Source organism: Leisingera sp. M523, from assembly GCF_025141335.1.
GTDB lineage: Bacteria > Pseudomonadota > Alphaproteobacteria > Rhodobacterales > Rhodobacteraceae > Leisingera.
This window is the reverse complement of the sequence record NZ_CP081036.1, coordinates 3,562,501-3,578,948: the sequence shown is the minus strand read 5'-3', so window position 1 is coordinate 3,578,948 and position 16,448 is coordinate 3,562,501. Positions and strand designations below refer to the sequence as shown.

The window sequence follows — 16,448 nt, the reverse complement described above, 5'->3', positions numbered from 1 at the left end:
GGGAGATGACGTGATGACCTATTTTGACACGCTTGAGACCCGCAGCGCCGATGAACGCGCCGCAGATCTTGCCAAGGCCTTGCCGGAGCAGATCGCCCGTGCACAGTCTGCCTCCGGATATGCGGAATTGCTGGACGGTGTGGATCCGGCGGCGGTGGTCTCGGCGGAGGCCTTGGCGGCGCTGCCGGTGCTGCGCAAGTCGGAGTTGAGCCGGGCGCAGGCCGGGAACCCGCCCTTTGGCGGTTTCACCGTGAAGCCTGCGACCGGCTTTGCCCATGTTTTCCAAAGTCCCGGCCCGATCTATGAGCCGGGCGGGGTGGATGGCGACTGGTGGCGGATGGGGCGGTTTCTGAACGCTGCCGGGATCGGCCGGGGCGATGTGGTGCAGAACTGTTTCGGCTACCATCTGACACCTGCGGGCATGATCTTTGAAAACGGTGCGCGGGCGGTGGGCGCGGCGGTGTTGCCTGCCGGCACCGGCCAGACAGAGCTGCAGGTGACGGCCGCGCGTGATGTCGGTGCCACCTCCTATGCCGGCACGCCGGATTACCTGAAGGTGATCCTGGACAAGGCCGGCGCCATGGGTGTGGAACTGGCCTTTACCAAGGCGGCGGTGGGCGGCGGCGCGCTGTTTCCTTCCCTGCGTCAGGAGTATGCCGACCGCGGGATCTCCTGCCTGCAGTGCTACGCCACCGCTGATCTGGGCAATATCGCCTATGAAAGCCCGGCTATGGAAGGGATGATCGTCGACGAGCATGTGATCGTCGAGATTGTCACCCCCGGCACCGGCAATCCAGTGGCACCAGGTGAGGTGGGTGAGGTTGTGGTGACAACGCTGAACCCGGATTATCCGCTGATCCGTTTTGCCACCGGCGATCTGTCGGCAGTGATGCCGGGCGTTTCGCCCTGCGGCCGCACCAATTTGCGGATCAAGGGCTGGATGGGCCGGGCGGATCAGACGACCAAGATCAAAGGCATGTTTGTGCGGCCCGAGCAGGTGGCGGCGCTGGTCGACAAACATGACGAGATCGTCAAGGCGCGTGTGGTTGCCAGCCGCGATGGCGAGATGGATGCAATGACCGTGCAGATTGAGGCGCAGGGCGGCGACGAGGCAGCCTATGCCCGCTCGGTGATCGAGGTGCTGAAGCTCAAGGGCAAGGTTGAGGTTGTGGCACCGGACGCATTGCCCAAGGACGGACTGGTGATCGAGGATCAGCGGAACTACGACTGATTTCTTCGCTGGATCCAAGAGGTACGGGCGCCGGCAACAGGCGCCCGTTTTCTGTTCAGCAGGCAGGCAGAGCGCAAGCAGTGCTTTCTGGCTGGAATTTCTGACTGGAATAGTCGTAATAGGGCAACGCGAAACATCAGCCGGACCTGTGACTGCCGTAAAATGACTGCCGCGAATGACCCCATAAAGTATGCCCCCAACGGGCGCCGCAGCGGTGGAAGGAGCCGCGGTGGTGTTTTTGCAGTTCTGGCCTGGGCGGTGGCCCTGTCTTGCGTGCTGCCGATGCTGGCGGTGGCGCTGGCAGCGGCATTCGGCGGGACGGAGACGATCAGCCATCTGGCGGCCACGGTGCTGCCAGGATATTCGCTGACGACTCTGGCACTGGTCGCGCTGGTCGCGCTTGGCACATTTGCAATCGGCACCGGTGCTGCCTGGCTGGTGACCATGACGCGCTTTCCCGGCGCACGGTTTCTGGAAATCGCACTGGTCCTGCCGCTGGCGTTTCCGGCCTATGTTCTGGCCTATGCCTATACCCATATTCTGGACCACCCCGGTTTCGTGCAGGCCACGCTGCGGGATGTGACCGGCTGGGGGCCGCGGGACTACTGGTTCCCTGAGATCCGCTCCACAGGCGGGGCAGCGGCGATGCTGGTTCTGGTGCTTTACCCTTATGTTTACCTGCTGGCGCGGGCGGCGTTTCTGCAGCAGAGCGCGGGCGCTTTTCTGGCGGCACGGGCGTTGGGCAAGAACGCCTGGCAGGCATTCTGGATGGTGAGCCTGCCGATGGCGCGGCCGGCGATCGCCTCGGGCGTGCTGCTGGCAGTGATGGAGACCATCGCGGATTTCGGCACGGTCTCCTATTTCGGCGTGCAGACATTTGCCACCGGGATTTACACCAGCTGGTTTTCGCTGGGCGACCGGGGCGGGGCGGCGCAGCTGGCTCTGTGCCTGTTGGGCTTTGCCCTGACGCTCGCCGTAGCGGAGCGGGCGACACGGGGGCGGGCGAAGTACCATCACGCAGGCAAGCATCATAACCAGATGCCGCCGGCCGAGCTGAAGGGGCTCCAGGCAGCGGTCGCGGCCTTCTTCTGCGCGGTGCCGGTGGTGCTGGGATTTTTGCTGCCTGTGGCGGTGCTGTTCCTGATGAGTTTTGAGTCTGAGCAGAACCTGTTCAGCCGGCGCTACATCGATTTTACTGCCAACTCGATCACATTGGCGGCAATTGCTGCAGTTCTGACCGTGGCAGCCGCAGTGTGCCTTGGCTTTTACCAGCGGCTGCGGCCCGGGCAGGTGTCCTCAACTGCGGCCTATTTTGCGCGGCTGGGCTATGCGGTGCCGGGCGGGGTGATCGCGGTGGGGCTGATCGTGCCATTTGCCGCCTTTGACAACGCGCTGGATGCCTGGATGCGGGAGAGTTTCGGCATCCGCACCGGGCTGTTGGTGACAGGATCGATCTGGCTGCTGGTCGCGGCTTACGGCGTGCGGTTCATGGCCGCCGCGCTTGGTGCTTATGAGGGCGGTCAGGCCACTATGCATTCCAACATGGATGCGGCGGCGCGCTCCTTGGGGCAGGGGCCGCTTGGGATGCTGCGCCGGGTGCATCTGCCGATCCTGACGCCCAGCCTGCTGACTGCGCTGCTGATTGTGTTTGTCGATGTGATGAAGGAGTTGCCCGCGACGTTGATTATGCGGCCGTTCAATTTCGACACGCTGGCGGTGCAGGCGCACCGGCTGGCGGCGGATGAGCGGCTGGAGGGCGCCGCGGTGCCTTCGCTGGTGATCATGGCGGTGGGGTTGCTGCCGGTGATACTGATCTGCCGTCAGGTGGGCCGGCGGCGCTAGGCACAAGAATTTTGGAAAATTCTTGCCAAGAAAATTTGAATTTTCTTAGCCCGGGTGCAGCTTAGGCTGCCCACCAGGCCTCAATCTCATCGCGGGAAATCCGGTTTGCCGGACCCAAGCCCACCAGCACGGTTTCCTCAGCCTGACAGCGCTTGGCTTCAACATGGCGGCCTACTACATGCAGCTCATATGCGCCTCCGGAAGTCAGCACAAAGCCTTTCATCCGGTAAAGCCCCGCAGGCCGGTCCGCCAGCTTGTTTCCCAGTGCGCGGCGGTCCAGCACATCGTTGCTGCGGTGCTGCCAGGTGGTATAGGCGGGATGTGCGGCAACAGCGGTGCCCTTGGGCAGCGGCACCACGTCGAACAGCAGCTCGGCCACGGGCGACCCATTCAGCACGGTAGGAGTGCGGGCGCCGGCCTTCGCCAGCAAGGCGGAGACCGTCTGGTTCATGCCATCGCATTTGGAGACGATCACCAGATCAGCGGCGCGGATTTGCTGCTCCGCCTGCGGTGCAACCAGCGGGTCGTTCAGCAGGGTTCCGGCATTTTCTGCATCCACCAGAGTGACGATGCCGCCATAACTCAGCCCTCGTTCATTCAGAACCGAATTGGCGATGGCGACCGGGTCGGAAATGCCGCTGGCCTCGATGACCAGATGATCCGGACGGCCTGGCCGGTTCAGGATGTCGCGCAACGCGAGAGACAGGTCATCGCCCATGGTGCAGCAGGCACAGCCATTGGTGAGAGCAATCGTGCCGCCAGCAGTGTCCTGGATCAGGGCGTCATCAATGTTGATTGCACCAAAATCATTCACGATCACGGTCAGTTTCAGTCCGTGATCTTCGGCTAAAAGACGGTTGATTAACGTGGTCTTGCCAGCGCCCAGATAGCCGCTGATTATCGTTACCGGCAACCGGTTCATACGCTCTGTTCCTCCAGAGCGCGGAAAGCTCTCGACTGCATGATTCCCCCCGAAATTCAAGATGCGGGAATCTATATGCCGGTGGCCCGAACGGGTCTAGCAAAAGCTCTGTCAGCTTCAATCTTTCGTCAGGGGACGTGCCTGTGTTTCTGTGGAACCAGCAGCTGTAAAAAAGCGCGGCCCAAGCCGCGCTTTTTTCGTGTTGGCTGACGGCTGGACTTACTTCCAGCCTGCGTTGTTGAAGATCTTCTGTGCTTCGGGAAGATTCTTGGCAACGTCCGAAAGGCTCACGTCATCCGGCTTGAAGTGGCCAAGCGCTGCGATCGAGGGGGCCAGGCCGACACCGGGCACCGCCGGGTATTCGTCATTCCCGGCCGAGAAATACGCTTGGGCGGAATCACCGGCGAGATATTCCAGGAACTGGATGGCGTTTTCCTTGTTCGGCGCATGGGCTGCCACACCGCCGCCCGAGAGGTTCATATGCGCGCCTTCTGTATTCTGCGAGGGAAACAGCCAGCCGATCTGATCGCGGCCGTCCGAGATGCCCTTGACGTTTTTGCGGATCGAACGTGCGAAGTAGTAGGTGTTGGCCACCGCGATATCGCATTCGCCTGAGATGATGCCGCGCATCTGGTCAGTGTCGCCGCCCTGCGGGTCGCGGGCCATGTTGGCGACGACGCCCTCAGCCCATTCCCGGGCTTTTTCGGTGCCGTGGTGAGTCACGATCGAGGCCAAAAGGGTCTGGTTGTAAGTGTTCTTGGAAGAGCGGATGCAGACCTGGCCTTTGTATGCGGGGTCTGCCAGATCCAGATAGGTGAGCGGCGGGTTGGCCACTTCATCCTTGTCATAGAAGATGATCCGTGAGCGTTGGCTGAAGCCGAACCACTGATTGTCCTCATCCTGCAGATAGGCGGGCACGCGGGCTTCCAGTACATCGCTGTCGATGCTTTGCAGCACACCGGCGTCCTTGGCGCGCGTCAGACGCGAGGTGTCGACGGTGATCAGGATGTCGGCAGGGGAATTCTCACCTTCGGCGTTCATCCGGGCGATCAGCTCATCCGCGTTGCCTTCGATGCGGTTGATGGTGATGCCGGTGGCCGCTTCGAATTCCGAATAGAGCTGTTCGTCGGTGTCATAGTGGCGCGACGAATAGATGTTCAGCTCGCCTTCGGCGGCAGCTGAGGTGGCAATGGCAGCGGTCAGGGCGCCGGCCAGTACGGTGGTGGCTTTCAGCATTGTATGTCCCGTTCTTCTGTGGCTTTTATTCCGACTGAAATAGTCAATTAAAGCAATTGGCAGAAGATGCAACGGATTTCCGACTGAAACACTTGGTGAGTTCCCGGCCTGGGCTGGCGGCAACTGAGAACAGGCGGGCAGGAGCTAAAGAGGAGGGGCAGATGTCGGGGCGCGCTCCCGCCTGTCGCCGGACTTTTGGCAAAGCCCGCTCCGGTTGGGCGTGGCACCGCGCCCTACGCGGTGCCACGCCCAAGGCCGCGAAGACTCGCCCGGTTTTGGCCGGGGGATCTGCGGGCGCGGGAGCGTTTGCCTGTGTCTTTTCCGGAAACCGCAGCTGCCAAACGCAAAAAAACCGCATCAGGTGATGCGGTTTTCTGCGTGTCGCTGTATCGGATCTTAGCCCTGGCGCGCTTTGAACTTGCGCTGGGTCTTGTTGATCACGTAAACGCGGCCCTTGCGGCGCACAACCCGGCAATCGCGGTGCCGGTTCTTCAGCGAACGGAGCGAGTTCTTGACCTTCATGGTCTCTCTCCTTGTCTGCGGCGCGAACCAGCGCCTGGGTTAGCGGGTGGCCTGGCCGGAGCCGAAGCCGTGAATGAATGGTGGGCGATACAAGGATCGAACTTGTGACCCCTTCGATGTCAACGAAGTGCTCTACCGCTGAGCTAATCGCCCACTCTGGCCTGCGCGCCGTCCTGCCCCTTAGAAGTGAAAGGGGCGCGGGGTGCCGCGCCGGTGAGGGGGTCTATAAATAGAGTCGCTCAGGGGTGCAAGAGCTTTTGACCGCAGAAATTTCCGCGATATGCTGTTTCTTGCACAAGAAGCACCGGAGCAAGGATGCCTGATACAGCGTTTTCCGTGATTTCACCGCAGAAACTGGCGTCCGCCGTGGTTTTTGCCTCTCCGCACAGCGGCACGGACTATTCCGAATCCTTTCTGGCCCAGTCGATTCTGGGACGGAGGGAGATCCGCAGCTCGGAGGACGCCTTTGTCGACCGGCTGTTCCAGACCGCGCCAGAGTTTGGATCGCCGCTGCTGATGGCAGTCAAGCCGCGTGCCTACCTGGATCTGAACCGGTCTCCGGATGAGCTGGATCCGGCGGTGATCGAAGGGGTGCAGCGGCGCGGGCAGAACCCGCGGGTGGCTTCGGGCCTTGGAGTGATTCCCCGGGTGGTGGCCAATGGCCGTGCCATTTACCGCGGCAAACTGCCGGCGGCGGAAGCTGAGCAGCGGATCAGATGCTGCTGGCATCCCTACCACCAGGCGCTGAAGGGGCTTCTGGAGCAGGCGCATCAGCATTTCGGCCAAGCGATCCTGGTCGATTGCCATTCGATGCCGCATGAGGCGATCGACACCATGGTTCCGTGCAAGGGCGGCAAGCCAGAGGTGGTACTGGGCGACCGCTTCGGCGCCGCAGCCGATAGCAGCGTTGTGGACCGGATCGAGGCTGCCTTTGCTGCGGTCGGGCTGAACGTCGCCCGCAATACGCCGTTTGCCGGGGCCTATATCGCCCAGACCTATGGTCGCCCATCGCGGCGGCAGCACGCGGTTCAGATTGAAATAGACCGGGCACTGTATATGGATGAAGCTAAAATCCGTCCCAACGGGAACTTTGAACCGCTGCAGCAGCTGTTGCGCCAAGTGATTGCCGAGATTGCGGCGATTGGGCGTGAGGAACTGCCGCTGGCGGCGGAGTAAGAAAAAACGCTTGCGCGGCTCAGCGCAGCGCGCGGCCTTTCAGAATCGCGTTTTCTCCAAATCGCTTGCGGATGGCGTCGGTGGCGCGTTCTGCCTCGGCCCGCTTGCCGGCCTGCGGATCCAGCAGGTCGCCGGTTTCGTCGGCTTGCGATTCGGGCACGAGATCAGAGATGCCGCAGCCCAGCAGCCGGTAGGGCCCTTGGTTGCCCGCCTGGTCCAAAAGATTGCGTGCGGTGCGGTAAATGCGGTCGGCGATCTGGGTGGGACTGTGCAGTGTCACCCGCCGGGTCAATGCGGAATGATTGGCGCGTTTCAGTTTGAGGGTGACAACCCGGCCTGCAAGCTCCCGCGCCTTGGCACGGTCGGAAACCTGTTCTGCAAGCCGCCACAGATGACCATCCAGAATGTCTATGCTGGCGGTGTCTTCAAAAAACGTGGTTTCCTTGGAAATCGATTTGACGGGGGCATTGGCCGAAACCCGGCGCCGGTCCTGGCCGCGGGCCAGGTGCCAGAGCCGGTCCCCCATCGAGCCGAAGCGGCTGTGCAGGGCCTCGCGGTCCCAACGCAAAAGGTCCGAGAAAGTGCGGATGCCTGCCTTTTCCAGACTTGCCTGGGCAGCGGGGCCAATGCCCCAAATCAGCCGCACCGGTTTTTCGCGCAGGAAATCAGCGGTTTCTGCCTTGCCAATCACCGAGAACCCGCGCGGTTTGTCGAGGTCGGATGCAACTTTGGCCAGGAACTTATTATGCGACAGGCCGATGGAACCGGTGACCCCCAATTCGTCCTTCATCCGTTTGACCAGCCGGGCCAGCATCACGGCGGGCGGCGCACCATGCAGTTTTTCGGTGCCGCTGAGGTCCATGAAGGCTTCATCCAGCGACAGCGGCTCCACCTCCGGGGTGAGCTCGTTCATCAACTTGCGGATTTCGCGGCTGACCTCGACGTAGACGCTCATCCGCGGTTTGATGAAGACTGCATCGGGGCAGAGTTTCAAGGCCTGGAACGTTGGCATGGCCGAGCGCACGCCGCGGATGCGGGCGACGTAACAGGCGGTGGAAACCACACCGCGTTTGCCGCCGCCGATGATCACCGGCTTGGCGGCCAGTTCTGGATTGTCGCGCTTTTCGACGCTGGCATAAAAGGCATCGCAGTCCATATGGGCGATGGTGAGGGAAAACAGCTCTGCATGCGTCTTGATCCGCGGGCTGCCGCAATGCGGACAGCGCCGGGTAGGGGCAATCTGGCTCAGGCAGTCTCGGCACAGGGCATGCATGGCGGGCAAGGATTCTGCTGGATTCAGGGACGGGCTAGTATAGCTTGCGGCGGAGGCCTTGTCTTTAACGCGGCCCGTGTCCAAGTGACAGATCATGGCACGAGCAGACGAAGATTTTTCAGGTGCAAAGCCGGCTCTTTTTCTGGGGCAGGATGTGCTGGGGATCCAGCGGGACGGCAAGCCGGATACCCCATACCCCGGGTTTTGGGACCTGCCGGGCGACGGGCGCGAAGGCGGCAAAAGTCCCGAAGCCTGCGCGCTGCGGGAGGCCCGGGAAGAAGTTGGCCTAATGCAGCGGCCGGACAGGTGAAATTCGGAGAGGAGGGGCAGGGATGGGCGATGATGCCGCGGGATACCTAAAGCGCGCACTCTTTGGCGGTGCCGCATCTTGCCGGACGACTAAGGCACTGCCTTGCGGAGCGGGCGGTTTGCATGGGGCTGAAAGAAAGATCCCCCGCTAATTAGCGGGGGGAGGTGACGGGTCTCAGGAAGAAAAGCCCGTCTGGGGAGTGTCTCAAGTCCTAGACTCGCTCAGTCGGCGGTAATTCGCAAAGTCCGCGGCAGCGGGCAGAGTTTGCGGAGCTGCGTGGTGTGCTTTTGAAGGCACAGGGCAATTTGGCGCAGATTTTGCCGCTCCCGGCGGATTTCTCAGCGAAAAGAAATGCTTGACGCTGCGTCACTATACTTTTGAACCATGGCTCCCACTGGCGGATTGTGCATAGCGCAAAAGATTTATTCCCGCCTAATTTTTAGGCATGAAGGCACGGGAAGCGTTTGCAGCGCAGGCAGCCTGTGGATGTTCGGTATTAATCCTGCACACCGGCCAGCTCAGCCAGGATGGCTTCAGCCGCGGCGCGGGGGCTGTTTGCCTGCCAGATCGGACGGCCAACAACGATATGGTCAGCACCGTCAGCTATAGCGCTCGCAGGTGTCGCGACCCGTTTTTGGTCGCCGAGGTCGGCACCGGCGGGGCGGACGCCGGGGGTGACGATCAGCTTGCCTTCGGCTTCGGGCAGGGCGCGGATCAAGGCCGCTTCCTGCGGGCTGGCGATCACCCCGTCGGCGCCGGCGGCAAAGGCGTTGCCTGCGCGTTCCAGTACCAGATCCTGCACCGCACCCTCTTTGATCAGAGCGCCGTCCAAGTCCTGGCGGTCCAATGAGGTGAGGATGGTGACGGCAAGGATCTTGAGGTCCTTGCCGGCAGCGCCTTCCTTGGCCGCCTGCACAACGTAAGGGTCGCCATGAACGGTGAGGAAATCGAGATCGAACTGGGCTAGGCCGCGCACCGCATTTTCCACGGTGGCGCCGATGTCGAACAGCTTCATGTCGAGGAAGATACGCTTGCCGTGCTCCTGCTTCAGCTCATTTGCCAGCGCCAGCCCGCCTCCGGTCAGCATGCCTAGGCCGATCTTGTAGAAGGAGACCGCATCTCCCAGCTGTTCGGCCAGCTTCAGGCCATTCAGCGCGTTGGGGACATCCATGGCAACAATCAGACGGTCGTCGACGCGCGGGGCTTGGGTCATGGTGGGTCCTCATTTGGCAGGCGGGTTTGGCTGGAAACTGGCGTTTCATACGCAAGGGGCTTCGGTTGGGCAAGGTGCAGACTGGGCTCCCGCAACTGAAGCTGCCCCGGTGCGGGGGCAGAATACAGTTTTGGGCCCGGCGCCGCACTGGCGCGCGGCGCGGTCACTCCTGTGGCGCCGGGGAAGTTGACGCAGGTCAGGGATTTGCTCATCTTTTCGGTGTTTACTGATCTTGAAGCGGCTGGTTTGCTTCCCACATTGAACCTTGAGGCCCGGACAGGGGCGTGCCGCAGGGCGGGCGCTGCCAAACATCGGGCGCTTGAAAAAGGAGAGCAAGATGGACTTGAACAAGTTCACTGAGCGTGCACGCGGATTCGTGCAGGCGGCGCAGACGATTGCGATGCGCGAAGGGCATCAGCGGCTGGTGCCAGAGCACCTTCTGAAAGCATTGATGGATGATGATCAGGGGCTGGCGAGCAACCTGATCTCCCGCGCGGGCGGCGCACCGGCGCGCGTGGTTGAGGCTGTCGAGGCTGCTGTTGCCAAGCAGGCGAAGGTGAGCGGAGACGCGGCGCAGATCTATTTGGACGGCCAGACTGCCAAGGTGCTGGACGAGGCTGCCAGGATTGCCGAGAAGGCAGGCGACAGCTTTGTACCGGTTGAACGCCTGCTGATGGCGCTGTGCATGGTGAAGTCCAAGGCGAAGGACGCCCTGGAAGCCGGTGCTGTCTCTGCACAGAAGCTGAATGAGGCGATCAATGACATCCGCAAGGGACGCACCGCTGACTCAGCCACCGCTGAGGAAGGCTATGATGCGCTGAAGAAATACGCCCGTGACCTGACCGAGGCGGCGCGGGAGGGAAAGATCGACCCGATCATCGGGCGGGATGAGGAAATCCGCCGTTCGATGCAGGTGCTGTCGCGCCGGACCAAGAACAATCCGGTGCTGATCGGTGAGCCGGGCGTCGGTAAGACCGCGATTGCCGAGGGCATGGCGCTGCGTATCATCAATGGCGATGTGCCGGAGTCCTTGCGTGACAAGAAGCTGCTGTCGCTGGATATGGGCGCGCTGATTGCCGGTGCGAAGTACCGCGGCGAGTTTGAGGAGCGCCTGAAGGCGGTGCTGACCGAAGTGACCGAAGCCGCCGGTGAAGTCATTCTGTTCATCGACGAGATGCACACGCTGGTCGGCGCCGGCAAATCCGACGGCGCGATGGATGCCGCCAACCTGATCAAGCCGGCGCTGGCGCGCGGCGAGCTGCATTGTGTCGGCGCGACCACTCTGGATGAATACCGCAAATATGTGGAGAAGGACGCGGCCCTGGCCCGCCGGTTCCAGCCGGTGATGGTAACCGAGCCGACGGTGGAAGACACTGTTTCTATCCTGCGCGGTATCAAGGAGAAGTATGAACTGCACCACGGTGTGCGGATTGCCGATGCGGCGCTGGTCGCAGCGGCGACACTGTCGAACCGCTATATCACCGACCGCTTCCTGCCGGATAAGGCCATCGACTTGATGGACGAGGCCGCCAGCCGCCTGCGCATGCAGGTGGATTCCAAGCCCGAGGAATTGGATGCGCTGGACCGGCAGATCCTGCAGATGCAGATTGAGGAAGAGGCGCTGAAGCTTGAGGACGACGCGGCCTCAAAGGACCGGCTAACGACGTTGCAGAAGGAACTGTCGGACCTGCAGGAGCAGTCTGCCGAGATGACCGCTCAGTGGCAGTCGGAACGGGACAAGCTGGCAGGGGCCCGCGATCTGAAAGAGCAGCTGGACCGTGCCCGCGCCGACCTGGACATAGCCAAGCGGGAGGGCAACCTCGCCAAGGCAGGAGAGCTGTCTTATGGCGTTATTCCAGGGCTGGAAAAGCAGCTGTCCGATGCCGAGAGCCGCGAAGAAAAGGGCCTGATGGTCGAAGAGGCCGTGCGGCCGGAGCAGATCGCGGCTGTTGTGGAGCGTTGGACCGGTATTCCGACCTCCAAAATGCTGGAGGGCGAGCGCGAGAAGCTGCTGCGCATGGAAGATGATCTGCACCGCCGGGTGATCGGCCAAAACACTGCGGTGACTGCAGTGGCCAATGCTGTACGCCGGGCACGTGCAGGCCTGAATGACGAGAACCGGCCGCTGGGGTCGTTCCTGTTCCTCGGGCCGACCGGTGTTGGCAAGACCGAACTGACCAAGGCGGTTGCCGGTTTCCTGTTCGACGACGAGCACGCGATGGTCCGCGTCGACATGTCCGAGTTCATGGAGAAACACTCGGTCGCCCGGCTGATCGGTGCGCCTCCGGGCTATGTCGGCTATGACGAAGGCGGAATGCTGACAGAGGCCGTGCGCCGCCGCCCCTATCAGGTGGTGCTGTTTGACGAGGTCGAAAAGGCGCATCCGGATGTGTTCAACGTGCTGCTGCAGGTGCTGGACGACGGCATGCTGACCGATGGTCAGGGCCGCACCGTGGACTTCAAGCAGACGCTGATCATCCTGACCTCGAACCTGGGCGCGCAGGCGCTTAGCCAGCTGCCCGAGGGCGCGGATGCCTCGGATGCGCGGCGCGACGTGATGGATGCGGTCAAGGCGCATTTCCGGCCCGAGTTCCTGAACCGTCTGGATGAGACCATCATCTTTGACCGTTTGGCGCGGGCGGATATGGACGGCATTGTCGAAATCCAGCTGGCGCGGCTGCTGAAGCGGCTGGCGGCGCGCAAGATCGCGCTGGAGCTGGACGAGGCGGCCAAGACCTGGCTGGCGGATGAAGGCTATGACCCGGTGTTCGGCGCCCGCCCCCTGAAGCGGGTGATCCAGCGCGCCCTGCAAAACTCGCTCGCCGAGGCCCTGCTGGGTGGCGAGATCAAAGACGGCGACACCGTCCCGGTCTCGGTTGGCAGCGAAGGGTTGATCATCGGCGGCCGGCTGGGGACGTCAGAGCGGCCCAGGCCCGACGATGCGGTTGTGCATTAAGGGGAAGTAATAAAGAGGGCCCGCCAGCGATGGCGGGCCTTTGTCATGAATGGGAGCGCCTTACAGCTCCTGTCGGCGTGCGCCCGTCCGGGTGCGCTCCCCCGCCAGGATCAGGCAATAGTCCTCGCCTTCCAGTACCAGTTGGCTGATTGAAGACCGGTTGCGGCGCATGCCCAAAAGGTAGTCACGCGTGCCGGATTTGCGGAGCCTCACGGTATGGAAACGGATCTCCGTGGGTGCCGTCGCTGCAATCGCCGGCGAAAACCAAGCCGCCGCGGCGGCAGCGGCTGTGCAGCTAAGGGCCGTGCGGCGCAAAATGCCTTTGGAACAGCTTGCCATCAGATCACCAGCCTTTTGTAGTAACGAACCTCTGGCGGCGCGGTCATGAATGCGGCCATGCTGGCGAGGACACCGTTTTCGGAAATGGCCTGGATGTAGGCGGCGTGGTGCTGTTTTGAGAGCCATTCCTCAACAATCAGCAGGCCGCGGGTTTCGTCATCATAATAGAGTGTGACCGACAGGGCGCCGTCAAAGCCGCGGACAGCCGCGTATGTGGCCAGGGCGTTTCAGGATCACGATTTGCAAACTGGCGACCTTGCAGCATTGTCCGGCCGCTCTGTTCCGACATTCAACCGGGAGTTCCGGCGTATTTTTGGTGCGTCGCCAGCGCAATGGCGCAAGCAACGTAAGCTGGATCAGGCCAAGGGGTTGCTGGAAAACACCAGAGAGGCGGTCACCGGCATCGGGCTGGCCGTCGGCTATGACAGCACGTCCCATTTTATCAGCGCATTTAAAAAGCAGTTCGGGATGACCCCGGGTCAGTTCCGGGCGGCTATTGCCGCAGCTGACCCGTAGTCCTGGGGATGCAGCCTCACTGTGCTACCGCGTCCTTGGCCACCCGCCGTTCATATTTGCGGCGCAGGACTTGCAGGCGGGGTTCCCAATTGTAGCGTCCGTCTTCGGCAGTGGCGGACCAGAACAGCTTGCCGCCATAGCGCCAGGGGTCAAGCACGATGCCCTCATTTATTCCGTCGCCTTTGGCGGCGATCACCGCAGTGCTGTGGTCGATGCGGAAATCGTTTTTAGGTTCGGCAATGGCGCGCAGCATCGTGAGCGTTTGGAAGTTCTCCTGGCTAAGCCGCGCCTGCATGTCCTCGGCATAATGCACGCAAAGGCCGCGGTCCTTGACCCCGGTGTTCACCATCGTGTTGTGCAGGATCGGCGAGGTGGTGACATTATACTGCTCGGCCAGCCTGGCGGAGTAGCTGTAGGCGATCTCGGCCGCACGGCGGGCCTCAACCGGGTCCACTTTCGGATCCAGGGCTTGCAGCGCCAGCGAGAGTTCTTGGACATCGTTCTTGGTCGCCGCGGGGCCGGTGGCGCAGCCAGCCAGCGTGGCGGCTGCCAGCATCATCAGGTAAGCAAAAAGGGATTTCATCATGGTCTGCCCGTGCCGGAATTTCAGTTTCCGGCCAGCATAGTGAAAACGCGCAGGCAGTGCAGCGGGGAATTTTGCAGCCAGGAGATACTCCGGAGCTTACTCCTCGATCGCCTCCTGCACGATGCCGTCCAGCAGATCGTGGATCACCTGCATCTCGCCCTCGGGGAAGGCGCGAAAGCCGATGGTGACGTCTTCTGCGCCAGGAGGCTGGGCCACGAATATGTCATAAGGGCAGAAGGTGATGTTCATCGGGTTGGCCTCCATCACCTGGCGCGACAGTTTGGCGGAGCAGAAAGAAAAGACCTGCGCATGTTCAAACAGCACAATATCCGAGCCGACATCGGCGCGGGTGCGTTCCAGCATGTCGCCCACATGGCTGATGTGGTCGATCCGCAGGCCACGGTTGGTGATGGCGCTTTCAAGCCCGAAGGTTACGTCATCAAAGGACAGGGGGGTGGTGTAGCTCACCATGTCCTGCGCCGCAGCCGTGCCGGTGCTGAGGGCAAGGGCTGCTGCAACTGCATACATCTTCATCGGGCATCTCCCTGGTGTTTGCTGATCCGCGCGTGCTGCCCAGCAGGGCCGTGCGCTAACATATTACATTTTTTGCATGAGATGGGGGCAACCGCCACCGGAAAGTTTCCGTATAGCCGGTTCAGGCGCCGCGCCGCTGAAAGCCTCTTTTGTTAACGCGGAATGAAGAAGGCTGTGCAACGTTACAGTTCTCTCGCGCAGTCGTTACAGGATATGTTTTGGGTTTTGCGCACGGGACCGTTACCTGAAAGGGAGCAGTAAACTCAGGAGACGCAGATGGCGCGCCGCTGGACCAATGATTTGACCCTTGCAGATGCAACCCCGGAGGCTGCGTTCTGGAACCGCCGCCGGATCATGGCGGGGCTGGCAGGCAGCGGGCTGGCCGCGGCGCTAGGCACCGGCGTGCGTGCGGAGGAGGCGTTGGAACCCAATACTTGGGAAGAGGTGACCAACTACTGCAACTTCTATGAATTCGGCACCGGCAAAGGCGACCCGTCCAAATACGCGGACCGGATGACAACCACGCCCTGGAGCGTCAAGATTGACGGTTTGGTGGACAAGCCGGGTGATTATTCCTTTGAGCAGATCCTGGGCGAAGTGACACTGGAAGAGCGTATCTACCGTTTCCGCTGTGTCGAGGCCTGGTCCATGGTGGTGCCCTGGCAAGGATTCGAACTTGCCGATTTGCTGAACCTTGCAGGCGTGCAGGACGGCGCCAAATACGTTGCATTTGAGACACTGTACCGGCCGTCTGAAATGCCGGGCACCGCCTATAAGGTGCTGGACTGGCCTTATCGTGAAGGGCTGCGCCTGGATGAGGCGATGAACCCGCTGACGATGATGGCAACAGGTATCTTCGGCAAGCCGCTGCCCAACCAGAACGGCGCACCGCTGCGGCTGGTGGTTCCGTGGAAGTACGGTTTCAAGTCAATCAAGTCCGTCGTCCGCATCACCCTGACGGATCAGGAGCCGCCGACCAGCTGGAATATGGCCAATGGCCGGGAATACGGCTTCTATAGTAATGTGAATCCCGATGTCTCGCATCCGCGCTGGAGCCAGGCCAGCGAGCGCCGTATCGGCGGCGGGCTGTTCGCCAAGCGCCAGCCGACGCTGATGTTCAATGGCTACGGGAACGAAGTGGCCACCCTGTATGACGGGATGGACCTTGCCCAGCACTTCTGACCGGAGCCGCCTGATGGACACGGTAAACCAGTTTTTCCGCCGCTTTCCAGTCTGGGCAGTTTACCTGCTCGGGGCACTGCCTGCGTTCTGGCTCTTTTACCTCGGCCTCACTGGCGGCCTGGGGGTAGAGCCGATCAAGGCGCTGGAGCATGAATATGGCGAACTGGCGCTGCAGCTGATGGTTCTGACACTTTCCATTTCCCCGATGCGCCGGCTGCTGGGATTGAACCTGATGAAGTTCCGCCGGTCGATCGGCCTGCTGTGCTTCTTCTATGTGTCTTGTCATCTGCTGGTTTGGCTGGTGCTGGACGTGCAGATCCTTGGCCAGATCCTCGCTGATATTGCCAAGCGTCCTTACATCACCATTGGTATGGCGGGCTTTGTCCTGATGCTTCCGCTGGCTTTGACCTCCAACAATTTCTCTGTCCGGCGGCTGGGGCGTGCCTGGCCGCGGTTGCACAGGTTGACCTATGCGGCAGGTCTTCTAGGGGCGCTGCACTATGTAATGCTGGTGAAAGGCTTCCAAGTTGAACCGCTGTTCTATCTTGGAGCAGTGGTTGTCCTGCTGGCCCTTCGATTGCCTGCTGCTCAATTCCGGAAGCGGCAGTCT

At 61.6% G+C, this 16,448-nt stretch carries 16 protein-coding genes and 1 tRNA gene (1 of these 17 running past the window's edge); 8 read left to right on the top strand and 9 right to left on the bottom strand.

From position 1 onward, the window contains the following. The first annotated feature begins 13 nt into the window (after nucleotides 1–13). Entirely contained in the window at nucleotides 14–1,231 is a 1,218-nt protein-coding gene (locus tag K3557_RS17775) for a phenylacetate--CoA ligase family protein (RefSeq protein WP_259995361.1), read from the top strand. A 162-nt stretch (nucleotides 1,232–1,393) separates the two neighbouring features. Continuing rightward, a complete protein-coding gene (locus tag K3557_RS17770) occupies nucleotides 1,394–3,073 on the top strand; it encodes an iron ABC transporter permease (protein WP_259995360.1) in 1,680 nt (559 codons plus the stop codon). Nucleotides 3,074–3,134: 61 nt separating this feature from the next. On the opposite strand, the gene K3557_RS17765 is transcribed toward K3557_RS17770, so the two are convergent. From K3557_RS17765 to K3557_RS17750, 4 genes are all read right to left on the bottom strand, one after another. After that, nucleotides 3,135–3,995, bottom strand: a complete 861-nt coding sequence (locus tag K3557_RS17765; RefSeq protein WP_259995358.1) for a GTP-binding protein — start codon at nucleotides 3,993–3,995, stop codon at nucleotides 3,135–3,137. A gap of 219 nt (nucleotides 3,996–4,214) precedes the next feature. Beyond that, nucleotides 4,215–5,231: a Fe(3+) ABC transporter substrate-binding protein gene (locus tag K3557_RS17760; RefSeq protein WP_259989031.1), complete on the bottom strand. Its 1,017-nt coding sequence runs from the start codon at nucleotides 5,229–5,231 to the stop codon at nucleotides 4,215–4,217. Nucleotides 5,232–5,627: 396 nt separating this feature from the next. Then, nucleotides 5,628–5,753 (bottom strand): type B 50S ribosomal protein L36, encoded by a 126-nt coding sequence (gene ykgO / locus K3557_RS17755; protein WP_005648635.1) that lies wholly within the window; start codon nucleotides 5,751–5,753, stop codon nucleotides 5,628–5,630. Nucleotides 5,754–5,831: 78 nt separating this feature from the next. Continuing rightward, a tRNA-Val gene (locus K3557_RS17750) sits at nucleotides 5,832–5,906 on the bottom strand. A 162-nt stretch (nucleotides 5,907–6,068) separates the two neighbouring features. On the opposite strand from K3557_RS17750, the gene K3557_RS17745 reads away from it, so the two are divergent. Beyond that, entirely contained in the window at nucleotides 6,069–6,929 is an 861-nt protein-coding gene (locus tag K3557_RS17745) for an N-formylglutamate amidohydrolase (RefSeq protein ID WP_259995356.1), read from the top strand. Between the two features lie 19 nt (nucleotides 6,930–6,948). On the opposite strand, the gene K3557_RS17740 is transcribed toward K3557_RS17745, so the two are convergent. Further along, the gene (locus tag K3557_RS17740; RefSeq protein WP_259999674.1) at nucleotides 6,949–8,202 is read right to left on the bottom strand and encodes a DNA polymerase IV; all 1,254 of its coding nucleotides are present in this window, start codon (nucleotides 8,200–8,202) and stop codon (nucleotides 6,949–6,951) included. Nucleotides 8,203–8,296: 94 nt separating this feature from the next. Between K3557_RS17740 and K3557_RS17735 the strand changes: the two genes are divergently transcribed. Continuing rightward, a complete protein-coding gene (locus K3557_RS17735; RefSeq protein WP_311198478.1) occupies nucleotides 8,297–8,512 on the top strand; it encodes an NUDIX domain-containing protein in 216 nt (71 codons plus the stop codon). A gap of 496 nt (nucleotides 8,513–9,008) precedes the next feature. Here the strand turns inward: K3557_RS17735 and pyrF are convergent, their stop codons facing one another. Beyond that, a complete protein-coding gene (gene pyrF, locus K3557_RS17730) occupies nucleotides 9,009–9,725 on the bottom strand; it encodes an orotidine-5'-phosphate decarboxylase (protein WP_259995354.1) in 717 nt (238 codons plus the stop codon). A gap of 337 nt (nucleotides 9,726–10,062) precedes the next feature. Between pyrF and clpB the strand changes: the two genes are divergently transcribed. Then, nucleotides 10,063–12,681 carry an ATP-dependent chaperone ClpB gene (clpB, locus tag K3557_RS17725; protein WP_259995352.1) on the top strand — a complete coding sequence of 873 codons (2,619 nt, stop codon included), beginning with the start codon at nucleotides 10,063–10,065 and terminating at the stop codon, nucleotides 12,679–12,681. A gap of 60 nt (nucleotides 12,682–12,741) precedes the next feature. On the opposite strand, the gene K3557_RS17720 is transcribed toward clpB, so the two are convergent. Then, complete coding sequence (locus K3557_RS17720; protein ID WP_259989041.1) at nucleotides 12,742–12,894, bottom strand: hypothetical protein; 153 nt, start codon at nucleotides 12,892–12,894, stop codon at nucleotides 12,742–12,744. A gap of 366 nt (nucleotides 12,895–13,260) precedes the next feature. Between K3557_RS17720 and K3557_RS17715 the strand changes: the two genes are divergently transcribed. Continuing rightward, a complete protein-coding gene (locus tag K3557_RS17715; RefSeq protein ID WP_259995350.1) occupies nucleotides 13,261–13,536 on the top strand; it encodes a helix-turn-helix transcriptional regulator in 276 nt (91 codons plus the stop codon). Nucleotides 13,537–13,552: 16 nt separating this feature from the next. Here the strand turns inward: K3557_RS17715 and K3557_RS17710 are convergent, their stop codons facing one another. Together K3557_RS17710 and K3557_RS17705 are read right to left on the bottom strand one after the other, a co-directional pair. Further along, nucleotides 13,553–14,119 (bottom strand): hypothetical protein, encoded by a 567-nt coding sequence (locus K3557_RS17710; RefSeq protein WP_259999672.1) that lies wholly within the window; start codon nucleotides 14,117–14,119, stop codon nucleotides 13,553–13,555. Nucleotides 14,120–14,218: 99 nt separating this feature from the next. Further along, nucleotides 14,219–14,656: a DUF302 domain-containing protein gene (locus K3557_RS17705; protein WP_259995348.1), complete on the bottom strand. Its 438-nt coding sequence runs from the start codon at nucleotides 14,654–14,656 to the stop codon at nucleotides 14,219–14,221. Nucleotides 14,657–14,932: 276 nt separating this feature from the next. Between K3557_RS17705 and msrP the strand changes: the two genes are divergently transcribed. Both msrP and msrQ read left to right on the top strand, forming a co-directional pair. Continuing rightward, a complete protein-coding gene (gene msrP / locus K3557_RS17700) occupies nucleotides 14,933–15,838 on the top strand; it encodes a protein-methionine-sulfoxide reductase catalytic subunit MsrP (RefSeq protein ID WP_259995345.1) in 906 nt (301 codons plus the stop codon). Between the two features lie 13 nt (nucleotides 15,839–15,851). Continuing rightward, nucleotides 15,852–16,448, top strand: partial view of a protein-methionine-sulfoxide reductase heme-binding subunit MsrQ gene (gene msrQ, locus K3557_RS17695; RefSeq protein WP_259995343.1) — the 5' portion only. It continues 27 nt past the right edge of the window; the window shows 597 of its 624 coding nt (coding positions 1–597); the start codon lies at nucleotides 15,852–15,854; the stop codon falls past the right edge of the window.